Origin of the sequence: Brenneria tiliae (assembly GCF_023347575.1) — a bacterium.
In the GTDB taxonomy this organism is placed as follows: Bacteria; Pseudomonadota; Gammaproteobacteria; order Enterobacterales; family Enterobacteriaceae; genus Brenneria; species Brenneria corticis.
Map to the genome: position 1 here is coordinate 183618 of NZ_JAKPCB010000101.1, position 21960 is coordinate 205577.

Sequence of the window (21960 nt, forward strand, 5' to 3'; positions counted from 1 at the left end):
GGGGGATTTTTAAGTGTTGTTTATTAATAGAGGATGCGGATGAATTCGTTTGTCACGTTCTCATCTCGTTGGTTTTATTAAATTATAAGAAGATAAATTTTCAGGAATCACAAGGGACTGTTGTCACTGGTCGTCCATTACACATTTCGGGGAAAACGAAGGGTAATGTAAAAAGCATAACCACCTGCTGGTGTTGTTTATATCTTTAAAATGGCTGACAGATAATCACTATCGTCAGCGTTACAAAATAAATAGCGATAACAGGAATATAAGATGGATATGACATTAACTGCCCGACCTACAAAACGGCGTTATCTCACATTGCTGATGATTTTTATTACGGTAGTGATTTGTTACGTTGACCGGGCGAACCTGGCTGTGGCTTCGGCGCATATTCAGGAAGAGTTCGGTATTAGCAAGACTCAAATGGGTTATATTTTTTCTGCGTTTGCCTGGACATATACCCTATGTCAAATACCGGGAGGCTGGTTTCTTGATCGGGTAGGCTCAAAGCTGACATATTTTATTGCCATTATGGGGTGGTCGATTGCGACTTTATTACAGGGGTTTGCCACGGGGCTGGCTTCATTAATCGGTTTGCGGGCGGTCACCGGATTATTTGAAGCGCCGGCATTTCCCACCAATAACCGTATGGTAACCAGCTGGTTTCCCGAGCAGGAACGGGCGTCTGCCGTCGGGTTTTATACTTCCGGACAGTTTGTCGGTTTGGCATTTTTAACGCCGTTGTTAATTTGGGTTCAGGAGCTTCTGAGCTGGCATTGGGTATTTATTATCACCGGCGGGATCGGTATTGTCTGGGCGGTAATCTGGCATTTTGTTTATCAGCCCCCTAAAAAAAGCCGCGGCATCAACCGCGCGGAGTTGGACTATATTTCCGCGGGTGGCGGCATCGTCGATGGCGACGCGCCCTCCGAGAAAAAATCCCGCACGCCGTTGTCTGCGGCCGACTGGAAACTGGTATTTAACCGCAAGCTGGTTGGCGTCTATATCGGGCAGTTTGCCGTGACCTCTACGCTGTGGTTCTTCCTGACCTGGTTCCCTAACTATTTGACGCAGGAAAAGCATATCAGCGCCCTGACGGCGGGTTTTATGACGGTTGTTCCCTTCCTGGCCGCGTTCGTCGGCGTTTTGCTGGCAGGATTTGTGGCTGACTGGCTGGTGCGTCGCGGTAAGTCGATCGGTTTTGCCCGTAAAACGCCGATTATCTGTGGCTTATTGATTTCAACCTGCATCATGGGGGCCAACTACACCAACGACCCCATCTGGATTACGCTGCTGATGGCCGTCGCCTTCTTTGGTAATGGATTCGCTTCCATCACCTGGTCGCTGGTTTCGTCACTGGCGCCGATTCGGCTGATCGGTCTGACCGGCGGCGTATTCAACTTTGTGGGCGGCCTGGGCGGAATTACCGTACCGCTGATTATCGGCTACCTGGCGCAGGATTATGGTTTTGCTCCTGCATTAACCTATATTGCCGCGGTCGCCCTGATAGGTGCGCTGTCTTACATCTTCCTGGTGGGCGACGTTGAGCGCGTAGGCTAACGCCCGAGCGCGAAAAAAAACGGACTTTCCTCTGGATGGAGGAAGGTCCGTTTAATTTTTTGATTATCTGGCGAGGCCATTAATTATAGATGACCGCGGTGCCGCGCAGTTGGTTATCGCCGTTGGCGGAGGTGATGGTAAACGCTTTGGCGCCCGCCTTTTGCGCTTTCTCGGCCAGCTGTGCTTTCAGCGAGTCCAGGTCGGCGGCGGTAGCGGAAACGACCCCCGCTTTTTCCAGATTCCGTGCCTGTTGGGCAGATACATAATCAGCGGAGGAAGCGCCGAACGACAGAGTGGCGACAACGGCGGCGGCGAATAATGTTACGTTTTTCATGATAGATATCCTGTTTGGCGTTATACGGAGTGAAAGGTCGTTGCCTTTCGATAGAGAGGATATTACGCCGCTGCTTCAGAAAGAGAAAACGGAGCTTATTGAGGATATTTTTCAGTTATTTTGAATGTGTTAGGTGGGCCGAAAATGTTCAATGAACAGCACTTTGGGAACAGCGGCCGCCAGCGGACAAGTCACGAAAATATGGTTCCCGGCGCGTCAGTTGTTTTCTTCTTCCTGTAATGCCCGGCTGACTTTCTCCCTGACCAGCAGGAGAAAATCCCGAGCTGTTGTTCCCCAAAGCTCCGGAACGAAATGAAAGCCGTAATAGTCATGGAATGTTTCATCAAAACTGTCTTCCAAGCCAAGAAAATCATCAATGTTTTCTAGCAACTGGTTTTTCGAGAGCCTGTCAGAACAACGGATATAAATGCCAATTTTTTTCCTAATGTCTTCACTGTCATCTATGAGGTCATAATCTTGGCCAAAATAGGCTGTTATTAATGTTAGTAATTCGTTACTGCAATCTTTTGAAAACATAATTCACACCATAGGAAAAGAGGTAAGAACAAAGAAAGGCTTTCCGTGGTACCAGGTAAGCTCAATTGTGACAGAGACGCGATAACAGTCCTGTACATTTCTGCTCCCTTTGTTGACGGCAATACCCGTCTTATGGCCAAAGCGCTCAACGAATGTCTTTCTTGAATTAAGGTTTTGGGGGGCATATTTGACCAGATATTCGATTTGATTCTTGTTTGCTCGTAAGACCTTTGTTGTCAATGCTTCAGCATCCGCTGTATTTCTAAAACTACTAGTTGCAGGCAGTCCCGGTCGACGTTCCAGCCTGGCCAGTAATTCGTCTGGAGTTTTGCCGATATGCCTTTCGAGTGTATGCCCGCCAGGATGTCTACCCGCCACGGATTCATGTTCCGCCAGTTTTATTCTTCCGCCGCGAACGGCAGCTACCCGCACAGCGCCTACGGCAATAGCGAAGCCCATTGGGATGGCCAGGTCCACCGTCATCCCGACATTCATCGCCGTTTTAGCGTCGGCGCCCAGCGTTACCGCCAGCGCGACGGCGGAATTGTAAGTATCGGTATTCGTCTGGTTTCCGCTCCAGATTTGCTGGATGGAGGCCTGAACCGTATCCAGGCTGTGCGTTCCGACGATGACACACCCTGCTTTGGTCAGCATGGTGGGCTCCGGAACAACGCACATAACGCCGGCGCCAAACATTTCGGCAACACCGCCAGCCAGTCCTAGCCCACCCCAAAGACGGTTACTCAGCGTTTCACCTTCACTGACGCTTTGATCGGACAGAACTGTTGCAAGCTGCACCGGTGAAAGTGCAATTCTAATCCCGTGACTATCTTCCATAATTCGGAGACTCCTTAATGTGTTTAGAAAGTAACCTCAAATCTTGAAATCATGCACTGATGCCGGAAGTCATTTAACGGGTAAAGAGGTGAGTGATTTTCTGCGCAGTGGCAAAAAAGGAAATTTTCCTGAATGCCACAGATAAATTTATAGTGAAGCCTCGGCAAATCCTTCAAGATGTTTTCCGCATAACACGAACAACCTTCGCCATGATGAAAACAAGCACCAACGCCACAACACCATTAACAGCCAGTGCGGTTATCAGCAAAGCCAGATCGTAATCACTGCCGGTGCATTGAATGGATGATGCCCGGCATGTCCGATCAATGGACATAAGAATGCTATCGGCCACGTTTAGCAAGATTCGGCTTCTTACCAGACAGGCGGTGATAACGATAAAGAGCAGAGGATAGAGGATTTTTTTACCTGACCTTATGATATCCCTCGAATTTAAAAATAGGATACCAGTCTTTCCGGCCTACTTGTTTTGGAAAACGGTTGAGAATCATCTGAATAAAAGATCGTTACAGACGATATGGCGCCACAATCTGTATTAGATAAATAATATCAATCACCTACATACTTGTTTAAAGGTGAAAAACATGTCGGAATGCCCATTTCGCAGAGTAGAAGTACAAAATGATCCGATAAATATCCGCAGAAAGCGGCTTCACCAGCTATAGGGGCTTTTCACCGCGCAGGTGTCGGCTGCGCGCGTTTTACCCTCGCCCCGCCCCTCAGCTCTGCGACACTTTCCGCGGCGGAATATACCGATTGGCGACGGTTTCTCCGGACGCTTCCACCGAGCGCAGCGGCGTGGGATGCGCCAGATCGAGATGGGGGAACAGCAGTTCGCCGACCCGGTAGGCCTCTTCCAGATGCGGATAGCCGGAAAGGATAAAGGTATCGATGCCGAGATCGGCATACTCCTGAATGCGTGCCGCCACCGTCGGACCGTCGCCCACCAGCGCGGTGCCGGCGCCGCCGCGCACCAGTCCCACCCCGGCCCACAGATTCGGGCTGATTTCCAGATTGTCCTTTTTACCGCCGTGCAGCGCCGCCATCCGCTGTTGTCCGACCGAGTCGAAGCGGGCAAAGGCGGCCTGCGCGGCGGCGATGGTCTCATCGTCCAGATGTGAGATCAGCCGATCGGCGGCCTGCCAGGCTTCCTCGGTGGTTTCCCGCACGATCACGTGCAGGCGGATGCCGAATCGCACCTGGCGCCCTTTGGCCTGCGCCTTGGCGCGCACCTCGTCCAGCTTTTCCTTCACCTGCGCGGGCGGTTCGCCCCAGGTCAGGTAGAGATCGACCTGGTCGGCCGCCAGATCCTGCGCCGCTGCGGACGAACCGCCGAAATAGAGAGGCGGGCGCGGTTGCTGCACCGCGGGATAAATCAGTTTGGCGCCTTTCACCTGAAGGTGCTTGCCGTCAAAGTCGACGGTTTCCCCTTCCAGCAGCCGGCGCCAGATGTGGGTAAATTCGGCGGACGCCTCATAACGCTCGTCATGATCGAGAAACAGCCCTTCGGCGGCCAGCTCTTCCGGGTCGCCGCCGGTGACCAGATTGAACAGCGCCCGGCCGTTCGACAGCCGGTCCAGCGTGGCGGCCTGGCGCGCGGCAGTGGTCGGCGAGATGACGCCGGGGCGCAGCGCAACCAGAAATTTCAGCCGCTGCGTCACCGGGATCAGCGAGGCGGCAACCAGCCAGGAATCTTCGCAGGAGCGGCCGGTGGGCAGCAATACGCCGCCGAATCCCTGCTGCTCGGCGGCCTGCGCCACCTGTTGCAGATAGTTGTAATCCACATGGCGGGCGCCCTCCGAACTGCCAAGGTAGCGGCCGTCGCCGTGGGTGGGTAGAAACCAGAATACGTTAAGGCTCATGGCGTTATCTCCTGAGCGGCGATCGCGTGCGATCGCCGGAATTAGTGCGTATGGGGATGCCAGACGCGTTGCGCGACATCCACTTTCACCGGCACCAGTTTGTTTTCATAGAACAGGTCGGCGGTATATTGCTGGGCTTTGATCGTGGCGGCATCCAGCGGTTTGATGGTGGAGGGCGGACGGTGGCTGAGCGCGGTCTCAATCACCTTTTCCGGCAGGCCGACCGCGTTCGCCAGCAGCGTGACGCTCTGCGCGCGATCGCTCTGCGTCAGCGCATCGGCCTGGGTCAGCACCTCCAGCACCTGACCGATAAAGGCGCCGTTTTGTTCGGTATAGGGGCGGGCGGCCAGGTAAAAAGAGCCGGTCTTGTTCAGGCCGGTGCCGTCGGCCAGCACCCGGACGCCGCCTTCGACCAGCGCGGCGGAGTAATAGGGGTCCCAGATGGTCCAGGCGTCGACGTTGCCTTGTTGAAATGCGGCGCGGGCGTCGGCCGGGGTGAGGTAGATCGGCTTAATATCGCTGAACGCCAAACCCGACTTTTGCAATAGCTGCAGCAGCGTATTGTGCGCGCTGGAGCCTTTCTGAAAGGCGATTTTGCGCCCTTTCAGATCGGCGACGCTCTTTATCGGGCTATCTTCGCGCACCAGGATCACTTCGACCAGGGGTTTGGGCGGCTCCACGCCGACGTACAGCAGATCCGCCCTGGCGGCCTGGGCGAAAATAGGCGGGATATCGCCGGTACTGCCCAGATCGATACTGCCGACGTTAAGCGCCTCCAGCATTTGCGGACCGGCCGGAAATTCAATCCAGCTGATCCTGGTCTGCGGAAAACGTTTCTCCAGCAGCTGATGGGATTTGGCCAGCACCAGAGGGATGGACCCTTTTTGAAAGCCGATGCGCAGCTGCTCCGGTGCCCTGTCCTGCGCCTGGGCGCCGCCGGTAAACAGGGCGGCAAGGGTAATGATTGCCGCGAACGCGCGGTGCAGAAATGTGCTGCGTTGTCCTGGGGTTCCCGAACCCGGTGACGTCGTTGAGTCCTTCATCATGAACAGCGTACCTTTATGACTAAAATAACCAAAAATTAAAATAAAGTGATAATGCGCAACATCGAATGGATAACCATAACAGGCGCGGCGAGATTTTTTTAAATCTCAATTTTTGGTTTTTATAGTTAAAAACAGAAAGTGCCATTCGCGCGGCAACGATGGCAATCTCTAACGCGTTATTGCAATTTGAAACTCAGGGGGAAGCTGGCCCAGCTATCCTGCGGCGCGCCGTCGCGCTGCGCCGGGACGAACGTCCACTGGCGAACGGCGTCGATGGCCGCCCGATCGAGCATGTCGTAGCGGCTGCTGTTTACAATTTGAATCTCGCCGGGTTTACCGTTTGCCAGTACGCGCACGCGCAGCGTGACGGTTCCCTGCCATTTGCGTTTAAGCGCCATAGCCGGATAGCGCGGGGCCGGGTTGTTCAGGTGGGCGGCGCTGGCGGAGGCGGGCGTAAGCGTTCCCGTCGGCGCGGCCGCCGTCGCCGGCTTTGAGGATGTTTCGGCGGCGCTCGCGCCAGCCGAGGGGGCGTCCGCCGGGGGCGACGGCGTTCGTTGCGACGCCGGCTGGGGGCGGGCCTTTGCGGTCCGTCTGGGTTCCGGGCGTTTTTCCGGCGGTTTCGGCGGCGCGACGGGTTCAGGCTGCGCCGTTGCCGGGCTATCCGCCGCCGGGGGGCTGTCTTGGCTCGGCGGCTCCTCGACGGGCGCGGGAGCCGTCTTCGTCGCTGGGGTTTCCGCTGCGTTGGGCGTTGACTCGGCGGCAGCGGCCAGCGCCAGTTCAAGCGTAACCCTGGGAGCGGCCTGGGGAATGGCCGGCGTTGATAACGGCGAGGAAATCAGTAAATAGATCGCCAGAGCGTGCAGCGCCGCCGCCAGCAGGACTGTCAGGATCTTTTCGCCTTTGCCGCCGATGATTGACGTGGAGGAAAAATGCTTCATGGTTGCGCCCTGACGACGGAGAGGGGTTCTGATGGCGTATCGCGCTGCGGGGAGGTTTTTTCCTGGTGATCCGTGGGCTCGTCCGCTGCATCGCCGGGGTGGTCGCAGGGCGCGATCGCCAGGGTATGGCTGTGCCAGTGCGCCAGATTTTCGTGATGGGTAATGCTGATCACCGTGGTTTCGGGCAGCGTTTCACGCAGCAATTGGTACAGGTGGCTTTCGGTATCCTGATCCAACGCGGAAGTGGCTTCGTCGAGGAAAACGCAGTCGGGGCGTTGCAGCAGCACGCGGGCAAAGGCCAGGCGCTGCTGTTCGCCGGGCGAAAAGCGTTTTTCCCAGGCGTCGGTCTTATCCAGCAGCGGCAGGTAGTGCGCCAACCGCACGCGTACCATGGCGTCGCGGCAGCGCTCGCCGTCAAGAACGGGGCCCGGATAGCTCAGAATGTCCCGCAGCGTCCCGGACGGCAGGTAACTCTTTTGCGGCAGGAATAGCGCGTGGCCGGCGGGAAAGGCGATTTCGCCGTGCCCGTGGGGCCACAGTCCCGCCAGCGCGCGCAGCAGCGTACTCTTGCCGCTGCCGGAATGGCCGCGGATCACCCAGCTTTCGCCGGCGGAGATGGCGATATCGGGTATGGCGCACAGCGGTGCGCCGTTGGGCAGATGCAGGCACAGACCGCGAGTGCGCAAGGTGCGCTCCGCCGCCGGCGTTACCCTGATGTTGCTGGACGCCTGCTGAGATAACAGCTGGTCAAACTCGCGCAGCCGTCGCAGCACGGCGCGCAGCAGCGCCAGATCCTGGTAGTTGAACAGAAACCAGGAAAGCGCGGTGCGCAGCCGGGCGAAACCGGTGCTCATCTGCATCACGCCGCCGATGGTTAGCTGACCGGCGAAATAACGCGGCACGGTGAACAGGTAAGAGACGAAACTGCCCGCCTCGATGTAGAGCGTCTCGGTAAACGCGACCCGCTTTGAGTACCGCATCAGTCCGCGCCAGTTGTGGGCAATGGCGCCAAAGGCGGCGCGAAAGCGCCGGTTCTCTTCCCCTTCCCCACGGTAGAAGGCGATCTGCTCCGCATTTTCCCGTATGCGCATCAGCTGATAGCGGAAATCCGCCTCATAGCGCTGCTGCTGATAACCCAGCCCGACCAGCGGGCGGCCGATCTTTTCCATCACCAACGAACCGAACAGCGCATAGGCGATGCCCACCCACAGCATGTAGCCGGGGATCTCAATGTCAAAACCCAGCAGCGACAGCGGCAAGGTTCCCGACAGCCCCCACAGGATCACCGAAAACGAGATGGCGTTGGCGACGTTGGTGATCAGTTCCAGCAGCAGCTCCAGGCTCTTTTCCGCCAGCAGGCGCAGGTCTTCCGCGATGCGCTGGTCCGGGTTATCGGCCTGCGCGCTTTTCTCCAGCCGGTAGTAGGCGCGCTGGTGCAGCCAGCGCCGTAAAAACACATCGACCAGCCAGCTGCGCCAGCGCAGCGTGAGCAGTTGGCTGAACCAGACGCTGAACGCCTTGGCCAGCACCGCGATACTGACCAGCAACAGCAGCGTCAGCATCAGCGTCCCGATCGCCTCGCGGCGGTGGTCCACCAGCGCATCGAAAAAATTTCGCTGCCAGTTGCTGATCCCCACCGCCGCATAGACGGTACCCATCTTCAACAGGATAACCAGCGCCAGCAGGCCAATGGCCGACCATTTCTCCTCCGAGCGCCAGTAAGCGCCCAGCAGCATGGATGTCGATATGGGTTTGTTCATTATTTCCTCATATCAACGGGGTCAGAATTTCGCACGCAATGAGAGTGTGAAATTACGGGGCGTGCCATAGGTGTTGTAGGTGCCCAGACCGCCGACGCTGGAATAGTATTTGCGATCGGTCAGGTTTTCGCCGTTGAGCGATAGGGTGAGGTTCTTGTTGATGGGGTAGCTGATCGCCGCGTTCAGCAGGGCGTAGCCTCCCTGATAGCGATCGCCGGAATTGCCCCGCGTCCCGCTGTAGGAACTCACCGCGATAAGTCCGCCGCCGACGCCGAGCCCGTCCAGCGCGCCGCCGGCGAAACGGTAGTGGTTCCACAGCTTGAAGCTGTGCTTGGGTTCGCCCAGGCTGAAAGAGCCGCTCTCGGTATCATCTTTCAGATAACGGGTATGCAGGAAGGCGTATCCGGCGGTGATATCCCAGCCCGGCAGCGGGCTGCCGCTGACTTCCGCTTCCCAGCCCTCGCTCCTGACCTTGCCGGCGGCGAGGTAGTAGTCCGGGTTGTCCGGATCTTCATACGCCCGGTTGGTGTCGGTGATGCGGAACAGCGCCAGCGAGGCGTTCAGCGCGCCGTCGTAGAAACTGCCCTTGATCCCGGTCTCGTACTGTTTGCCCTGACGAGGATCCAGGGTCGAACCGTCCACGCGCTCGTCGTCCTGCGGAATAAAGATCTCGGAGTAGCTGCCATAAACGGAGATCTGCGGCGTCAGTTCATAGATCAGGCCGGTGTAGGGCGTTACCTCGCCGTTGGCCGACGAGCCCTTGCGCCATGCGGTAGGCGTGGAAGGATAGAGATTGCGGCTTCTGATGCTGAAGTCGCTGACGCGCCCGCCGACCACCCAGGTCAGCGGATCGAGCAGCTTCAGCCGGGTCTGGCCGTAGAAACCGCTCTGGATGGTGCGGGTGCGCGAGCCGTTGGTCGGCGTTACGTCGTATTCCCGCACGGAGGAGGAATCGAACAGGCTGACATCCTCCGCCCGGCTGCCGCCCAGCCGGTTGCCGGCGTATTCGTTGATAAAATCGTCGTAGTTATAGCCGATCAGCGCCTGATGCTCGCGGCCGAACAGGGTGAAGGGGCCGCCGGCGTACACGTCCAGCGCGTAGCGGTGGTACTCGTAATCGTACTGACGGTTGTAGAAGTAGTTGATGGTATAGGTGTCCGGATTTACGCCGGAGGAGACGAAGGTATCCTTATACGCCTTGTCCTTGTTCAGATAGCGGAACTTGCCGGTCAGCGTCCAGCCGTTGTGGAAGCGCTGCTCCAGTCCCGCCACGTACTCCTGGGTATGGGTGTTGCTCCAGCTCCAGTCGGGGCTCGGGTTGAGCGAGCGGGAGACGTCCAGCAGTTCGCCGGTGGCATAGGCGGGCAGGCCGGAATAGGGGGCGTCGATATTATTGATCTGGTCCGCGAAGGTCAGCGACAGGGTGGTGTCCGGCGTCACATCGTATTCCACCACGCCGTAGAACACCTTCTTCTCCTGGTGGGTCTTGTCGTAGAAGAAGTCGCGATCCTGCCAGATGCCCACCGCGCGGGCGCGCAGGGTGCCGCTGTCGTTCAGCGGCCCGGTGACGTCGATCTCGCTGCGGTAGTTGTCCCAGCTGCCCGCGCTCAGGGCGCCGCTGACGGCGAAACTGTCGCGCGGTTTTTTGGTGACGACGTTGACCACGCCGCCGGGGTCGCCGCTGCCGCTCAGCAGCGCCGTCGGGCCGCGCAGCACCTCCACCCGGTCGTAGATGCCCAGATCGAACTGCTCCGACCCGCCCAGCCCGTTATACACCGGAACGCCGTCGATGGTGGTGTTGAGGCTGTAGCCGCGGGAGCGGTACTGGCTGGTTTCGGTGTCGTTGGGCGTGACGGTAACGCCGGTGACCTGCTGCAGCGCATCGTCCAGCGTGGTGAGGTTCTGATCTTCGATACGCTGGCGGGTGACGACGGAGACCGACTGCGGAATGTCTTTCAGCGCCGTCGGCAGCTTGCCGGCCACGGTGACGTCCTGCGCGGTATAGGAGGCGGTGTCTTCGGTCGGCGCCTGCCCCCAGACCGTTATGCCCTTTAACGTAACGGCGTTAGTGCCTTCCTCGGAGGGGGTATCCGTTGACGAGTCTGTAGCGGAAAAGGCGGTTTCGGCGCCGAACAGCAGGCCGGATACCAGTACCGCCGTCGCGCTCAGTTGGAACCTTTTCGATCGCCTGTTATGGCGTATAGCGGAGAATGTCATTATTTCCATCCCTTGTCTGAGTGGGTAATATTTTATAATTAGTTGGTTATATTAATTTTTGTTCAGAACGCATGAACAGATTTGCCATTTTTGTTATCTGATAAACCCCATGGGGGTATATGAAAATCGATCTGATGCTAGAAAGGATGGCGCAGTATTAAAAATGATTTTTTTGGATATATTTTTATCAATTTTGTAATGATAGGATTTATATTATTGAAAATAAAGCATATCTAAATTTGTTATATAGTATTTTGATAATAATACCCTTGTGGGGTATAAAATTTTTAGCTCTAGGGGTATTTTATCGGCAGCCGACGAGACCGATAAAGGACGGTCTTTTTACCGGGAGCCGAAGGATAACAACACCATGACCAACAAGAGCGAGACCCTCTCTTTTCATCTGCCGATAGGCGGTATGTCTTGCGCGGCCTGCGCCGCACGCATTGAACGCGTCCTCAACCGCCTGCAGGGCGTGGAAGCCAACGTTAATTTCGCCAGCGAGCGCGCCAGAGTCCGTTTGCAACCGGAAACCAGCACCTCCCATGAGGTGGTGGCGGCGATACGGAAACTGGGGTTCGAGGTGGTGGAGCAAAACCTGACGCTGGAGTTAACCGGCCTGAGCGGCGAAAGTTGCGCGCAGCGTATTGAGGCTGAACTTAATGCGCTGGAGGGGGTAAACGCCACGGTGCGGTTTGCCAGCGGACGCGCCGCGGTGCGCTACGTTCCCGGCCTGATCAATCCGGAGCGGATAGTGCGGCAGATTGAACGCGGCGGCTATCTGGCGCAGGTAATTGATGAAGGGCGACGCGGCGCCGAGCGCGAACGGCGTGAAAAGACGTGGCGCCGCGAACGGCGGGAATTCCTGATCGCCGCCGTATTGACGCTGCCTTTGATGATTGAAATGGCGGCCATGTTCTGGGGGCAGGGGCATATGTTGCCCGGCTGGCTGCAATGGCTGCTGGCCACGCCGGTTCAGTTCTGGAGCGGCCGTCATTTCTATCGCCGCGCCTGGAGCGCGTTGCGCAACGGCTCGTCGAACATGGATGTGCTGGTCACCCTGGGAACCAGCGTCGCCTACCTTTTCAGCGTGTTTACGCTGCTGACCGACGCGCACGGCCACCTCTATTTTGAGGCCAGCGCGGCGATTATCACCCTGGTTTTACTGGGCAAGCTGCTGGAGGGGCGGGCGAAAGCGAAAACCGGCGCGGCGATTGAAGGACTATTGAATCTGCAGCCGCCCATCGCCCACGTAGAGATCAACGGCGCGCTGGAGGATCGCGATGTGGCCGCTCTGCGCGTCGATGACGTTTTTGTGGTGCGCCCGGGGGAGAGCATCCCGGTGGACGGGGTGATCCTTGACGGGCTGTCCGAGGTGAACGAATCCATGCTGACCGGAGAGAGCGTCCCGGTGGTCAAAGGCGCGGGCGCCGACGTGTATGCGGCGACTCTCAATCAGAACGGCGTACTGCGCGTCAGGGCGACCGGCGTGGGGAGCAATACGGCGCTTGCCCGCATTATTCGCATGGTGGAGGACGCGCAGGGTTCAAAAGCGGCGGTACAACGCCTGGCGGATAAGATTTCCGCGGTGTTTGTGCCGACGGTGGTCGGCATTGCGCTGCTGACGTGGCTGACGCACTGGCTTATCAGCGGGGAGTTCGCCGCCAGCCTGGTGAGCGCCGTCGCCGTGCTGGTCATCGCCTGCCCTTGCGCCCTGGGGCTGGCGACGCCTACGGCGATTATGGTGGGGACCGGGCAGGGCGCGCGTTCGGGGATTCTTTTCCGCAACGCCAATGCGCTGGAACAGGTACAGCGCCTGCAGGTTCTGGTTGTCGATAAAACCGGGACGGTAACCGAAGGAAAACCGTCGGTAAGCGATGTACGGCCGCAAGAGGGGGTAACCGAGTCGGCGTTGCTCCAGGTGGCGCTTTCTCTGGAGCAGCATTCGGAACATCCTTTAGGACGGGCGCTGGCGCATTACGCCCGCGCGGCGGGCGTGGAGGCGGCGGAGGTGAGCGCCTTTCAAGCCGTTATCGGCCGGGGCGTCAGAGCCGAAGTGGCAGAGGATGAGTGGCTGCTGGGCTCGCCGGCATTTCTGGCCGAACGGGGCGTCGCCGTCGATAATCAGCGCATCGCCGCGCTGGAAGCGCAGGGCAAAACGGTGATCGCCGTGGCGATCGGCCTGCGGCTGCTGGGGTATATCGGCCTGGAGGATCGCCTGCGGGAGGACGCGCGCGACGCGGTGCGCGCCTTGCAGGCGCAGGGGATCGAGGTGGTGATGCTGACGGGGGACAACCCGCGCGTCGCCGCGGCTATTGCTGCGCAGCTGGGCATCCAGCGGTTTGTCGCCCAGGTATTGCCGGAACATAAGGCGGCGGAAATCGAGCGCCTGCGGGCCGCCGGGCGTTGCGTCGGCATGGTCGGGGACGGAATCAACGATTCGCCCGCGCTGGCGGCGGCGGACATTGGCTTTGCCATCGGCGCCGGTTCGGATATCGCCCTGGATACGGCGGACGTGGTGTTGATGAGCAACCGGCTAAGCAGCCTGATTGACGCCGTCAGCCTGTCGCGCGCCACGCTGCGCAAGGTCAAACAGAACCTGTTTTTTGCTTTTATCTACAACGTGCTGGGTATTCCTCTGGCGGCGTTGTCGTTACTCAATCCGGTTATTGCCGGTACTGCTATGGCGCTCAGCTCGATTTCCGTGTTGAGCAATTCACTGTTGCTACGTTACTGGAAGCCGACGCGGCGTGACTGAGCCCGGCCCCGAACAATGCGAAATGGAGAGTATTTTATGTCCTATGCTACAATCAACGTCCAAGGGATGGCCTGCGGCGGTTGCGCCAGTAAGGTCAAGAATGCGTTAGGCGCGCTTAATGGTGTTCAGGGTGTGGAAGTCACGCTGGAAACCGGTCTGGTCAACGTGGAGTACGATGAGACAGAAAAAGCCAATCCAGACGTCTTCCGCGACACCGTCGAAGGTCTCGGCTTTGACGTCGTCGCGTAAGTGCGAGTTTTGCGCCGCCTCCGACGAGGCGGCGAATAATGTCGACGCGCACGATGAGCGCCGGGTCGTCCAGCCGCGTAAAAAGGCGCTGCTGAACCGGCTGAGCCGCATTAACGGCCAGGTTAACGGCATCGGGCAGATGATTGAGCAGGATCGTTATTGCGTCGACATCCTCAACCAGATTTCCGCCGCGCGCTCCGCGCTGAACGCGGTGGCGAACCAACTGCTTGCCGACCATACCAACGGCTGCGTGCGCAAGGCCGTGCTGGAAGACGGCGGCGAGGAAGCGATTGCCGAATTATTGCAGGTGATCCAGCGTATGCGCTGAGGGCGTGAAGCCCCGGCGCTCTATCCCTGCATATACCCCCCTCGGGTTTATGCGTCGCCTGTATATTTAACCTTCTGATATTAAATACAAATCCACTGTTTAAGCCGTTCACCCCATAAAAAAACGCCGGGAGCGATTTTCAACGCCGCTTGCGGCGGCCCGGAGGGTGGTGGGCATGGATAGCCCACCATAAAAAAACCGGCTTGTCCTGATGAGGAGACAAGCCGGAAGAGGGTAATAATGATGCAGGTCATTATTATTAGTTATAGATTACCGCCGTACCGCGCAGCAGGTCATTACCGGTCGCGGAGGTGATGGTATAAGCTTGCGCCCCGGCTTTTTCCGCCTTTTCCGCCAGCTGTGATTGCAGAGAGCTAAGGTCTTTGGCGCCCGCTACCGAGATAACGCCCAGTTTCTGATGCTGTAGGGCCTGCTGGGTGGAGATATGTTCAGCTGCGGAAGCGCCGAAAGAAACGGTAGCCAGTACGATGACAGCGGCGATGGTTTTTACGTTTTTCATAATGTCTTATCCTGTTCTGAGTGATGAAGAGAAAGGTCGTCGCCTTTCGATAGAGAAGATGTTACGCCAATGATAATTAATTGGAAAACGGATGTTATTGATATACTTGTTCTGTTTTTTTGAATGAAATTTTATGATGTGCTTTTATTTTTTTAATTTAAAAACAATGAGTTATACATAATTCTGAATTTTATTTACAATGTGCTGACATTTTTTATATAAATATGGTGATTGCTTTGGATAATGAATTGCAACTAACGTTTAATGCTGAAGGTCACCAGCTTACCAATATTAATGTCTGGTCATGTGATGGAAATTGGTTGATCTATGATGTTCGTCCTTATGGATCTTCATTTACTGGCTTGACTATTGAGCGAATCAACGTCCATACCCGTGAAAGCGAGGTTATTTATCGGGCCAGGGAGGGGGCGAAGGTGGGCGTCGCCACCTGTAGCCCGGTGGAGCCGCTACGCTATGCGTTTATCCACGGGCCGGAAAACCCGGACGACCGCTGGCAATATGATTTCCATCACCGGCGCGCAGCGATCGTCAGCGACAGCCAGCGCGAGCGGGCGACGACGCTGGACGCTTTCTCCATTACGCCGCCCTACCAGGCGGGGGCGCTGCGCGGCGGCTCGCACGTGCACGTGTTCAGCCCGGACGCCAGCCGACTAAGTTTTACCTATAACGATCATGTGCTGCATGAGTACGATCCTTCGCTGGATTTACGCAATGTGGGGGTGGCGGTGCCGCTGCGGTCGGTGTCCGTCGCCAAGCGGCATGCGCGCGAGTATGACGGCAGCCACTATTGCGTGCTGGTCAGCCGCACCACGCCGCATCCCCGGCCCGGCAGCGACGATATTAACCGCGCTTATGAAGAGGGGTGGGTGGGCGCGGCCGGCTATCGTCGGGCTGATGGAACGCGGCAACGCTGGGCGCTGGCTTTTATTGGCGATACGCTGTCGTCCGCCGGCGAGAAAGTGCCGGAAGCGTTTATTGTCGATCTGCCGGAACGGCTGGCCGATTATGCGCGGGAGGGCGACGCGCCGCTGGCGGGCACGCCGACGACCCTGCCGGCGCCGCCCTTTGGCGTACGGCAGCGGCGGCTGACGTTCACCCATCGGCGTCGTTATCCCGGCGTGGCGAATCAGCCGCGTCATTGGCTGCGCGCCTCGCCGGACGGCAGCGAAATCGCCTTTCTGATGCGGGACGACGCGGGCGTGGTGCAACTGTGGACCGTCTCCCCCAACGGCGGCGAGCCCCGGCAGGTTACCCGCGCTGAATACGGCGTGCAGTCCGCGTTTAACTGGCACCCGCAGGGCGGTTCGCTGGCGTTTGTCGCCGATAACAGCATTATGCTGTGCGATGCCGCCAGCGGGGAGTTGGTGCGCCTGACCGCCCGCACCGAGCGGGCGCCCAGCGCCGATGCGGTGGTATTTTCACCGGACGGCCGGCGTATCGCCTATATGCGTGAAATCGACGGGTTCAATCAGATCTTTATCGTGGCGGCGGACGCGCTCACTCCTCGCCGCCCTGCGCCAGCTCGGCAAGTGTGATGGGTTTTAGGGGAAAGCGGGCGCGCTGATAGCCCACCTCCGCCATCGCGCTTCCCTGGGCGTCGGCCAGCAGCCGCGCCGCGTTCTGCCCGCACATCCGCCCCTGACAGGGGCCCATGCCGCAACGGGTAAACGCCTTGAGCTGGTTGGCGCCGCCGCAGCCTATTTTGGCCGCCGCGCGGATCTCGCCGGCGCTGACCTGTTCGCAGCGGCAAATCGTCACGCTGTCCTCCGGCTGGTAAGCGGCCGGCGGCACCGGGTAGAGCGCGGCGAGAAACGGCCGGATCGCCAACTGGTTGCGCAGCGTCGTCTGCATAGGGCCTGCCGTTTTATCCCGCTCCTGAAGAGTGATGACGCCTGCTGCGTACAATATGTCCAGCGCGGCGATATGTCCGCTCAGTCCGGAGGCCTGCGCGCCGACGATGCCGCCGGCGTCGCCGGCGATGTACACCCCCGGCAGGCTGGCGCGCTGCCACTCATCCAGTTCCGGAAACCAGTACTGCTGCCGATTATCCCACTGCAGGCGACAACCCAGCGCATTGGCCAGTTGGACGGCGGGCGTGACGCCAATATGCGTCAGCACCGCGGGGGTCGCCAGCCGGCGCGTTTTCCCCCGCCGGGTGAAGCGTACGGCGCTGACCTGCTTATCGCCTTCAATCGCCAGGTTATCGACGCCGGAAAAATAGGGAATGCCGGCGCGTTTTATTTCCCGCAGTAAGCGCCAGCCTTTATACAGATAGCCGGGCGTATGGCGCAGCGCGGCGGGCAGCAGCGGCAGCGCGTTGAGATAGCGGCGGGGCGCGGTGGTGTCCAGAATGGCCTGAATCCGCCCTCCGGCGCGTATCACCTGGGCGGCGAACAGCAACAGCAGCGGACCGTTGCCCACCAGCACGCTGGGCGACGGCGGCAGCAGTCCGGCGGATTTCATCAGCAGCTGCGCCGCGCCCACGGTCATGGCGCCCGGCAGCGTCCAGCCCGGCATCGGAAAGGTGCGCTCCTGCGCGCCGACGGCCAGCAAAATAAAGCGCGCCTGAATCTGATGGTGGCGGGTGACGGCGCCTTTTTCCAGCAGGAACGCCTGTTTTTCCGGCGTGATTTGCCAGACCAGCGTATTGGGCAGATAGCGAATATTCGGGGAAGAGGCCGCGGCGGCCAGTCGGCGGCCGGCGGCGTACTCCGCGCCGAAAATCGCCTCCGCGTTGCCGACGGGCGAGCGGGTGACGTTACGGTAAATTTGTCCGCCGGGCAGGGGATTTTCATCCGCCAGCCAGACGGAAAGTCCGGCCTGGCTGGCTTCCTGCGCCGCTTTCAGCCCCGCCGGGCCGGCGCCGACGATCAGCAGGTCAACGATGTTGCCTGGCGCGTCATGATGGGCGTTGTCGCGGCCGTTCATTGCACCGCCCCTGCGCCGTGCGTAAACGCGATGCGCATACCGGCGCGTACCTGCGTCATGCAGGCCTGAACGTGCGGCACGTCGTCCACCGTGACCCGGCATTCGAAACAGCTGCCCATCATACAGAAAGGGCCGCGCGGCTGGTCGTCAATGGCGGTGGTGCGGCAGGCGGTAAAACCGTTGGCCAGCAGCGCCGCGGCGATGGTCCAGTCCGGGCTGGCCAGCAGGGCGTTGCCGTTAACCCAGATGGTGACCGAGCGGGGGTTAGCCGACGGCAAGGGGTGAAAGTGCAAATCGCTGGACATTGAATGCCTCAAAAAGATGATCAAGTTTCCCGCCGAGGATCCACCCCGGCAGGATGGTGCTGTGCAACGCGGCCAGCGTGACGCCGCTGTGGCAGGTAACGGCGAACGCGCCGGGGTGGCTGGCGGAGGTATCGTAAACCGGCAGGCCGTCGGGCGTCATAATGCGCAGCGCCCCCCAGGTGCGGACGATGCGCGCGCCGGCCAGCGCCGGAAAGGCCGTCAGCGCCCGCCGCGCCATACCGCTCAGGATCTCCGGTCGGGTGTCGTTGTTCAGCCCCACGTGTTCATGGGAGTCGCCGATCATCACCGTGCCTTCCTGGGTCTGGCGCAGCATATTGCTGGGATAGTCAATCAGCGGCGCCAGGCGTTCGGTGACCATCACCTGTCCGCGCACCGGTTCTATCGGGATAGTTAATCCCACCTGCGCCCCCAGCCGGGTATTCTCCAGCCCGGCGGCCAGCACCACCCGCGCGGCGCGCAAGTCGCCGCGCGAGGTGTGAAGGATAAAGCCGGCGGCATCGCGCTGGATCTCGCTGACCGGCGCGGCGGGGAAATAGCGTCCGCCCGCCTGTACAAACGCCTGCGACAAGGCGCGCAGCGTCAGCAGCGGGTTGGCGTGGCCGTCATGGGGCGAATAGATGGCGCCGGCCACCTGCGGCGCAATGGCCGGGACGCGCCGGCGCAGGGTCGCCGCGTTCCAGACCTGATAGCTGAAGCGCGGGCTGCCCTGCTGTAACTGCCGCATGGCCCGTTCGGCTTGCGCCAGCGCATCAGGGGTAAGACAAATGTTTAAACCGCCGGGACGGCGAAAGCCGCAGTCGATGCCGGTTTTCGTTTGCAGGCCGTGGGCGAAATCCTGCCATTGCGCGGAGGCAAGGCGGGACAATTCATTATACGGCGGGCAGGTCAACCCTTTACCCTGAACCCAGACCAGTCCGAAATTGCCGCGCGACGCCCGGAAGTCGCCGTCGCCGCCGTCGCAAACGGCCACGCTAATCTTTTTCTGGCTCAGGCCGTAGGCGATGGCGTGACCCACAATGCCGCCGCCGATAACCACAACGTCATAGCGCTGATTCATAGCTGACCGTTATTCCTGTGGCGAGCGGCGGATCGTCCGCTCGCCCGGTATGATTACAGGCACCATTTTTCACCGCCGTCGTAGCGGCGAGGCCGTAGCGCCGCCTGAAACCAGTTCACCAATGTTACGGTATCGAATACCGGCAGGCCAAGATGCGCATGCAGCGAGGCGCTAAACGGCGCCAGATTGGTGCATTCCAGCACCAGCGCGCCGCTATCGGGAAAGCGCGCCAGCGCCTGCTCGGCGGCTCGCAACACCTCGCGCTCCAAAACCGCATAGGGGACGCCGTCATCCCCCGAACGGATGGAGCGGACGAACTCCGAGTCCGGCGGCATACCGGCGACGGCGGCCTGCGGATCGATACCGACCCTGGCCAGATAATCGCCCCGCAGCGTGCCGTCGTCAAACGTCAGAATCAACGGCTGCTTGCCCGCGGGCAATAATCGTTGTACCAGCGGGTATTGCAGCAGGCTGCTGGTGACGATCGGCACCGGCGACCAGGCGGCCAGCTCCTGTTGGTAATAGGAGAGATAGCCGCAGCTGGTGGTCAAGCCGTCAACGCCCTCGTCAATCAGCGATTGGGCGGCGCGTTTAAACGGCTCCAGCAGATCGTGCTGCTGGAGGTGTCCCATCCGCTGGGGAATGGCTTCTTCCACCACGCGGTAGCGTACCGGAAAGGACCAGGTATCCGCATTGCCGATATCGCCGAGGTAGCGGCGGAAATGCGTTTTTACCATCAGGATCCCCAGGGTGGCCGGGGCGGCGCTGGTATGACGGGTATGATGACTCATTGTAATCTCTCTGGTGCGGGTATCAGTGCGGCGATGCGTCGATCAACGATTCCAGTATCTGCTGCAAAATCTGCTGCGAGGTGGCGAAGTTGAGCCTGACGAACGCTTCTCCGCCCGGGATAAAGTTTTCTCCGCCGCTGAGCGCCAGCCTGGCGTGTTGCAGATAGTGCCCGCCCGCCGGCGCGGGCAGCGCTAGCGCGCCGAGGTCGAGCCAGGCGAAATAGGTGGCCTGCGGCGCGTGGACCCGTACCGCGGGAAGCGCCTGCCGCAGCGTGGTAATCACCTGTTCGCGGCGTTCAAACAGATAGTGGCGCAGCCCGGTCAGCCACGGTTGTCCGCGATCCCAGGCCGCCATGGTGGCGTCGATGCCGACGCCGGAAGGGTAGCCCAGCGTCTTGGCGGGGATCTGCCGGGTGAAGCGCTGTTTAAGCGCGCCGTCGCCAAAGTACATCAGGCCGCAGCGTAGTCCGGCGATATTAAAGCTTTTGCTGGCGGAGTTAAGGGTCACGGTGCGGGCCGACAGCGCCGGGCGCAGCGAACCGAACGGAATATGCCGCCGGCCCGGCAACACCAGGTCGGCGTGGATTTCATCGGCGATCACCAGCAGATTATAGGCTTCCGCCAGGGCCGCCAGCTTTTCCAGCTCATCGCGGCGCAGGGCGCGCCCCGTGGGGTTATGCGGGTTGCATAGCAGCAGAATGCGCGTGTCGGCGTCGATCTGCCGTTCCAGATGGGCGAAATCGATTTCGTAACCCTGCCCGTTATCCACCAGCGGGCTGGCTTGCAGGCGGCGGCCGGTTTCCTCAACGGCCTGATAAAAGGGCGGGTAGGTCGGCGTCTGCAACAGTATGCCGTCGCCGGGCCGGCTGAACGCCTGTATCAGCAGATAAACCGCCTGCACCAGTTCATTCACCGCCAGGACGTTTTCCGCATCGGTTTCCCAGGCGAAATCCCGCAGCGTATAACGGCTGAAGGAACGGGCCAGCGCATGTTCGGCGCGGCCGCGCTGCCGGTAAGGGTATCCCGTATCCTGATCCTGATACCAGTGGCGCAGCACATCGGTAATAGCCGGGGCCGGAGCGAAATCCATTTCCGCGACCCAGGCGGGCAGAACGTCGAGCGCGTAGTGTTGCCATTTCATGCTCTGCCGACGGCGCAGGGCGTCGAGCGACAGGATATTCTGCTCGGCGAATTGCTGAGCGAGGCGCGAGTCGAACGGCGCGCTCATTTCAGCGGGCGTCCAGATAGGCTTCGGTATTGGGCTTAACGCCAAGCGCGCTATTCAGGCGGTTGCTGTAATTGAAATAGCTGGCGATGGCGGCGGCGTCGAGAATATCGCGTTCGCTCAGCCCCGCCTGGCGTAATGCATCCAGATGGGCGGGTTCGATATCCTGCGCAGCCTGGGTGATTTGCCGGGCATAGTCGGCCAACGCCCGTTCGCGGAGGGTGAGCGGCGCATGGCGATAGTTGACCTCGACCTGCCCGACCCACACCGGGTCGCCGCTGATTTGGCGTAACGTCGCGGTATGGGCGAATACGCAGGGCGCGCAGCGATTCTCCACGCTGACCACCACCGCGATCAATTCCCTTTCCCGCGGCGTCAGCCCGCTCTCTTGCGGTTGATTCACCGCTCTGCTGAGCGCATCCTGCGCAATCAGCAGGGGGGGATTATGTGCCAGAATCAGCTGGGTGTTGCGGCGATGACCGACGTTGGCCGCCGTGCGCTCGATAATTTCCAGGACTTCGCCCGTTAACGGTGCTTCCGCCAGTTTAAGCCATGAAAGAGAAACCGGTTTTTTGTTGCCGGACTTGCTCATGGGAAATTCCTTCTGTTTTTTGACGTTGACAAGCCAGCAGGCGTTGGCTAAGT

20 protein-coding genes are annotated in these 21960 nt (G+C 59.4%); 5 read left to right on the plus strand and 15 right to left on the minus strand.

Annotation, left to right across the window (positions count from 1 at the left end):
* Positions 1 to 273: 273 nt before the first annotated feature.
* Complete coding sequence (locus MFP24_RS17780; protein WP_249231616.1) at positions 274 to 1563, plus strand: MFS transporter; 1290 nt, start codon at positions 274 to 276, stop codon at positions 1561 to 1563.
* A gap of 79 nt (positions 1564 to 1642) precedes the next feature.
* On the opposite strand, the gene bhsA (MFP24_RS17785) is transcribed toward MFP24_RS17780, so the two are convergent.
* From bhsA (MFP24_RS17785) to MFP24_RS17820, 8 genes are all read right to left on the minus strand, one after another.
* Entirely contained in the window at positions 1643 to 1897 is a 255-nt protein-coding gene (gene bhsA / locus MFP24_RS17785; RefSeq protein ID WP_249231617.1) for a multiple stress resistance protein BhsA, read from the minus strand.
* A gap of 216 nt (positions 1898 to 2113) precedes the next feature.
* On the minus strand, positions 2114 to 2434 hold the full coding sequence (locus tag MFP24_RS17790) for a contact-dependent growth inhibition system immunity protein (protein WP_249231618.1): 321 nt from the start codon (positions 2432 to 2434) through the stop codon (positions 2114 to 2116).
* A 3-nt stretch (positions 2435 to 2437) separates the two neighbouring features.
* Positions 2438 to 3271 carry an RNase A-like domain-containing protein gene (locus tag MFP24_RS17795; RefSeq protein WP_249231619.1) on the minus strand — a complete coding sequence of 278 codons (834 nt, stop codon included), beginning with the start codon at positions 3269 to 3271 and terminating at the stop codon, positions 2438 to 2440.
* 737 nt (positions 3272 to 4008) lie between these two features.
* Complete coding sequence (gene ssuD, locus MFP24_RS17800) at positions 4009 to 5151, minus strand: FMNH2-dependent alkanesulfonate monooxygenase (RefSeq protein ID WP_249231620.1); 1143 nt, start codon at positions 5149 to 5151, stop codon at positions 4009 to 4011.
* Between the two features lie 41 nt (positions 5152 to 5192).
* Positions 5193 to 6197, minus strand: a complete 1005-nt coding sequence (locus MFP24_RS17805) for a sulfonate ABC transporter substrate-binding protein (protein ID WP_249231621.1) — start codon at positions 6195 to 6197, stop codon at positions 5193 to 5195.
* A 176-nt stretch (positions 6198 to 6373) separates the two neighbouring features.
* Positions 6374 to 7135 (minus strand): energy transducer TonB, encoded by a 762-nt coding sequence (locus tag MFP24_RS17810; RefSeq protein WP_249231622.1) that lies wholly within the window; start codon positions 7133 to 7135, stop codon positions 6374 to 6376.
* Positions 7132 to 8895, minus strand: coding sequence for an ABC transporter ATP-binding protein/permease (locus MFP24_RS17815; RefSeq protein ID WP_249231623.1), 1764 nt, complete (start codon positions 8893 to 8895; stop codon positions 7132 to 7134). The genes MFP24_RS17810 and MFP24_RS17815 overlap by 4 nt, the downstream gene beginning before the upstream one ends.
* Before the next feature lie 21 nt (positions 8896 to 8916).
* Positions 8917 to 11112, minus strand: coding sequence for a TonB-dependent siderophore receptor (locus MFP24_RS17820; RefSeq protein ID WP_249231624.1), 2196 nt, complete (start codon positions 11110 to 11112; stop codon positions 8917 to 8919).
* Between the two features lie 370 nt (positions 11113 to 11482).
* Between MFP24_RS17820 and MFP24_RS17825 the strand changes: the two genes are divergently transcribed.
* Genes MFP24_RS17825 through MFP24_RS17835 form a run of 3 tightly spaced genes read left to right on the plus strand, consistent with a single transcriptional unit; the run spans position 11483 to position 14447 of the window.
* Positions 11483 to 13870, plus strand: a complete 2388-nt coding sequence (locus MFP24_RS17825) for a heavy metal translocating P-type ATPase (protein WP_249231625.1) — start codon at positions 11483 to 11485, stop codon at positions 13868 to 13870.
* A gap of 36 nt (positions 13871 to 13906) precedes the next feature.
* Positions 13907 to 14119, plus strand: coding sequence for a cation transporter (locus tag MFP24_RS17830; RefSeq protein WP_009110817.1), 213 nt, complete (start codon positions 13907 to 13909; stop codon positions 14117 to 14119).
* A complete protein-coding gene (locus MFP24_RS17835) occupies positions 14103 to 14447 on the plus strand; it encodes a metal-sensitive transcriptional regulator (RefSeq protein ID WP_249231626.1) in 345 nt (114 codons plus the stop codon). Before MFP24_RS17830 ends, MFP24_RS17835 begins: the two co-directional genes overlap by 17 nt.
* Positions 14448 to 14706: 259 nt before the next feature.
* Here MFP24_RS17835 and bhsA (MFP24_RS17840) read toward each other — a convergent pair whose 3' ends face one another.
* Positions 14707 to 14967 carry a multiple stress resistance protein BhsA gene (gene bhsA, locus MFP24_RS17840; protein WP_249231627.1) on the minus strand — a complete coding sequence of 87 codons (261 nt, stop codon included), beginning with the start codon at positions 14965 to 14967 and terminating at the stop codon, positions 14707 to 14709.
* Between the two features lie 224 nt (positions 14968 to 15191).
* Between bhsA (MFP24_RS17840) and MFP24_RS17845 the strand changes: the two genes are divergently transcribed.
* Complete coding sequence (locus MFP24_RS17845; RefSeq protein ID WP_407062024.1) at positions 15192 to 16523, plus strand: YidR family protein; 1332 nt, start codon at positions 15192 to 15194, stop codon at positions 16521 to 16523.
* On the opposite strand, the gene MFP24_RS17850 is transcribed toward MFP24_RS17845, so the two are convergent.
* The 6 genes from MFP24_RS17850 to MFP24_RS17875 are packed head-to-tail and all read right to left on the minus strand — an operon-like array spanning position 16486 to position 21907.
* Entirely contained in the window at positions 16486 to 17916 is a 1431-nt protein-coding gene (locus tag MFP24_RS17850; RefSeq protein WP_249231629.1) for an FAD/NAD(P)-dependent oxidoreductase, read from the minus strand. The two genes, MFP24_RS17845 and MFP24_RS17850, sit on opposite strands and share 38 nt — an antisense overlap.
* Positions 17913 to 18221 (minus strand): (2Fe-2S)-binding protein, encoded by a 309-nt coding sequence (locus MFP24_RS17855; protein WP_249231630.1) that lies wholly within the window; start codon positions 18219 to 18221, stop codon positions 17913 to 17915. The genes MFP24_RS17850 and MFP24_RS17855 overlap by 4 nt, the downstream gene beginning before the upstream one ends.
* Positions 18181 to 19299: an NAD(P)/FAD-dependent oxidoreductase gene (locus MFP24_RS17860; RefSeq protein WP_249231631.1), complete on the minus strand. Its 1119-nt coding sequence runs from the start codon at positions 19297 to 19299 to the stop codon at positions 18181 to 18183. The genes MFP24_RS17855 and MFP24_RS17860 overlap by 41 nt, the downstream gene beginning before the upstream one ends.
* 53 nt (positions 19300 to 19352) lie before the next feature.
* A complete protein-coding gene (locus MFP24_RS17865; protein WP_249231632.1) occupies positions 19353 to 20090 on the minus strand; it encodes an aspartate/glutamate racemase family protein in 738 nt (245 codons plus the stop codon).
* 22 nt (positions 20091 to 20112) lie between these two features.
* Positions 20113 to 21318 carry a MalY/PatB family protein gene (locus tag MFP24_RS17870; protein WP_249231633.1) on the minus strand — a complete coding sequence of 402 codons (1206 nt, stop codon included), beginning with the start codon at positions 21316 to 21318 and terminating at the stop codon, positions 20113 to 20115.
* 1 nt (position 21319) lies between these two features.
* On the minus strand, positions 21320 to 21907 hold the full coding sequence (locus MFP24_RS17875; RefSeq protein WP_249231634.1) for a peroxidase-related enzyme: 588 nt from the start codon (positions 21905 to 21907) through the stop codon (positions 21320 to 21322).
* Between the last annotated feature and the right edge of the window lie 53 nt (positions 21908 to 21960).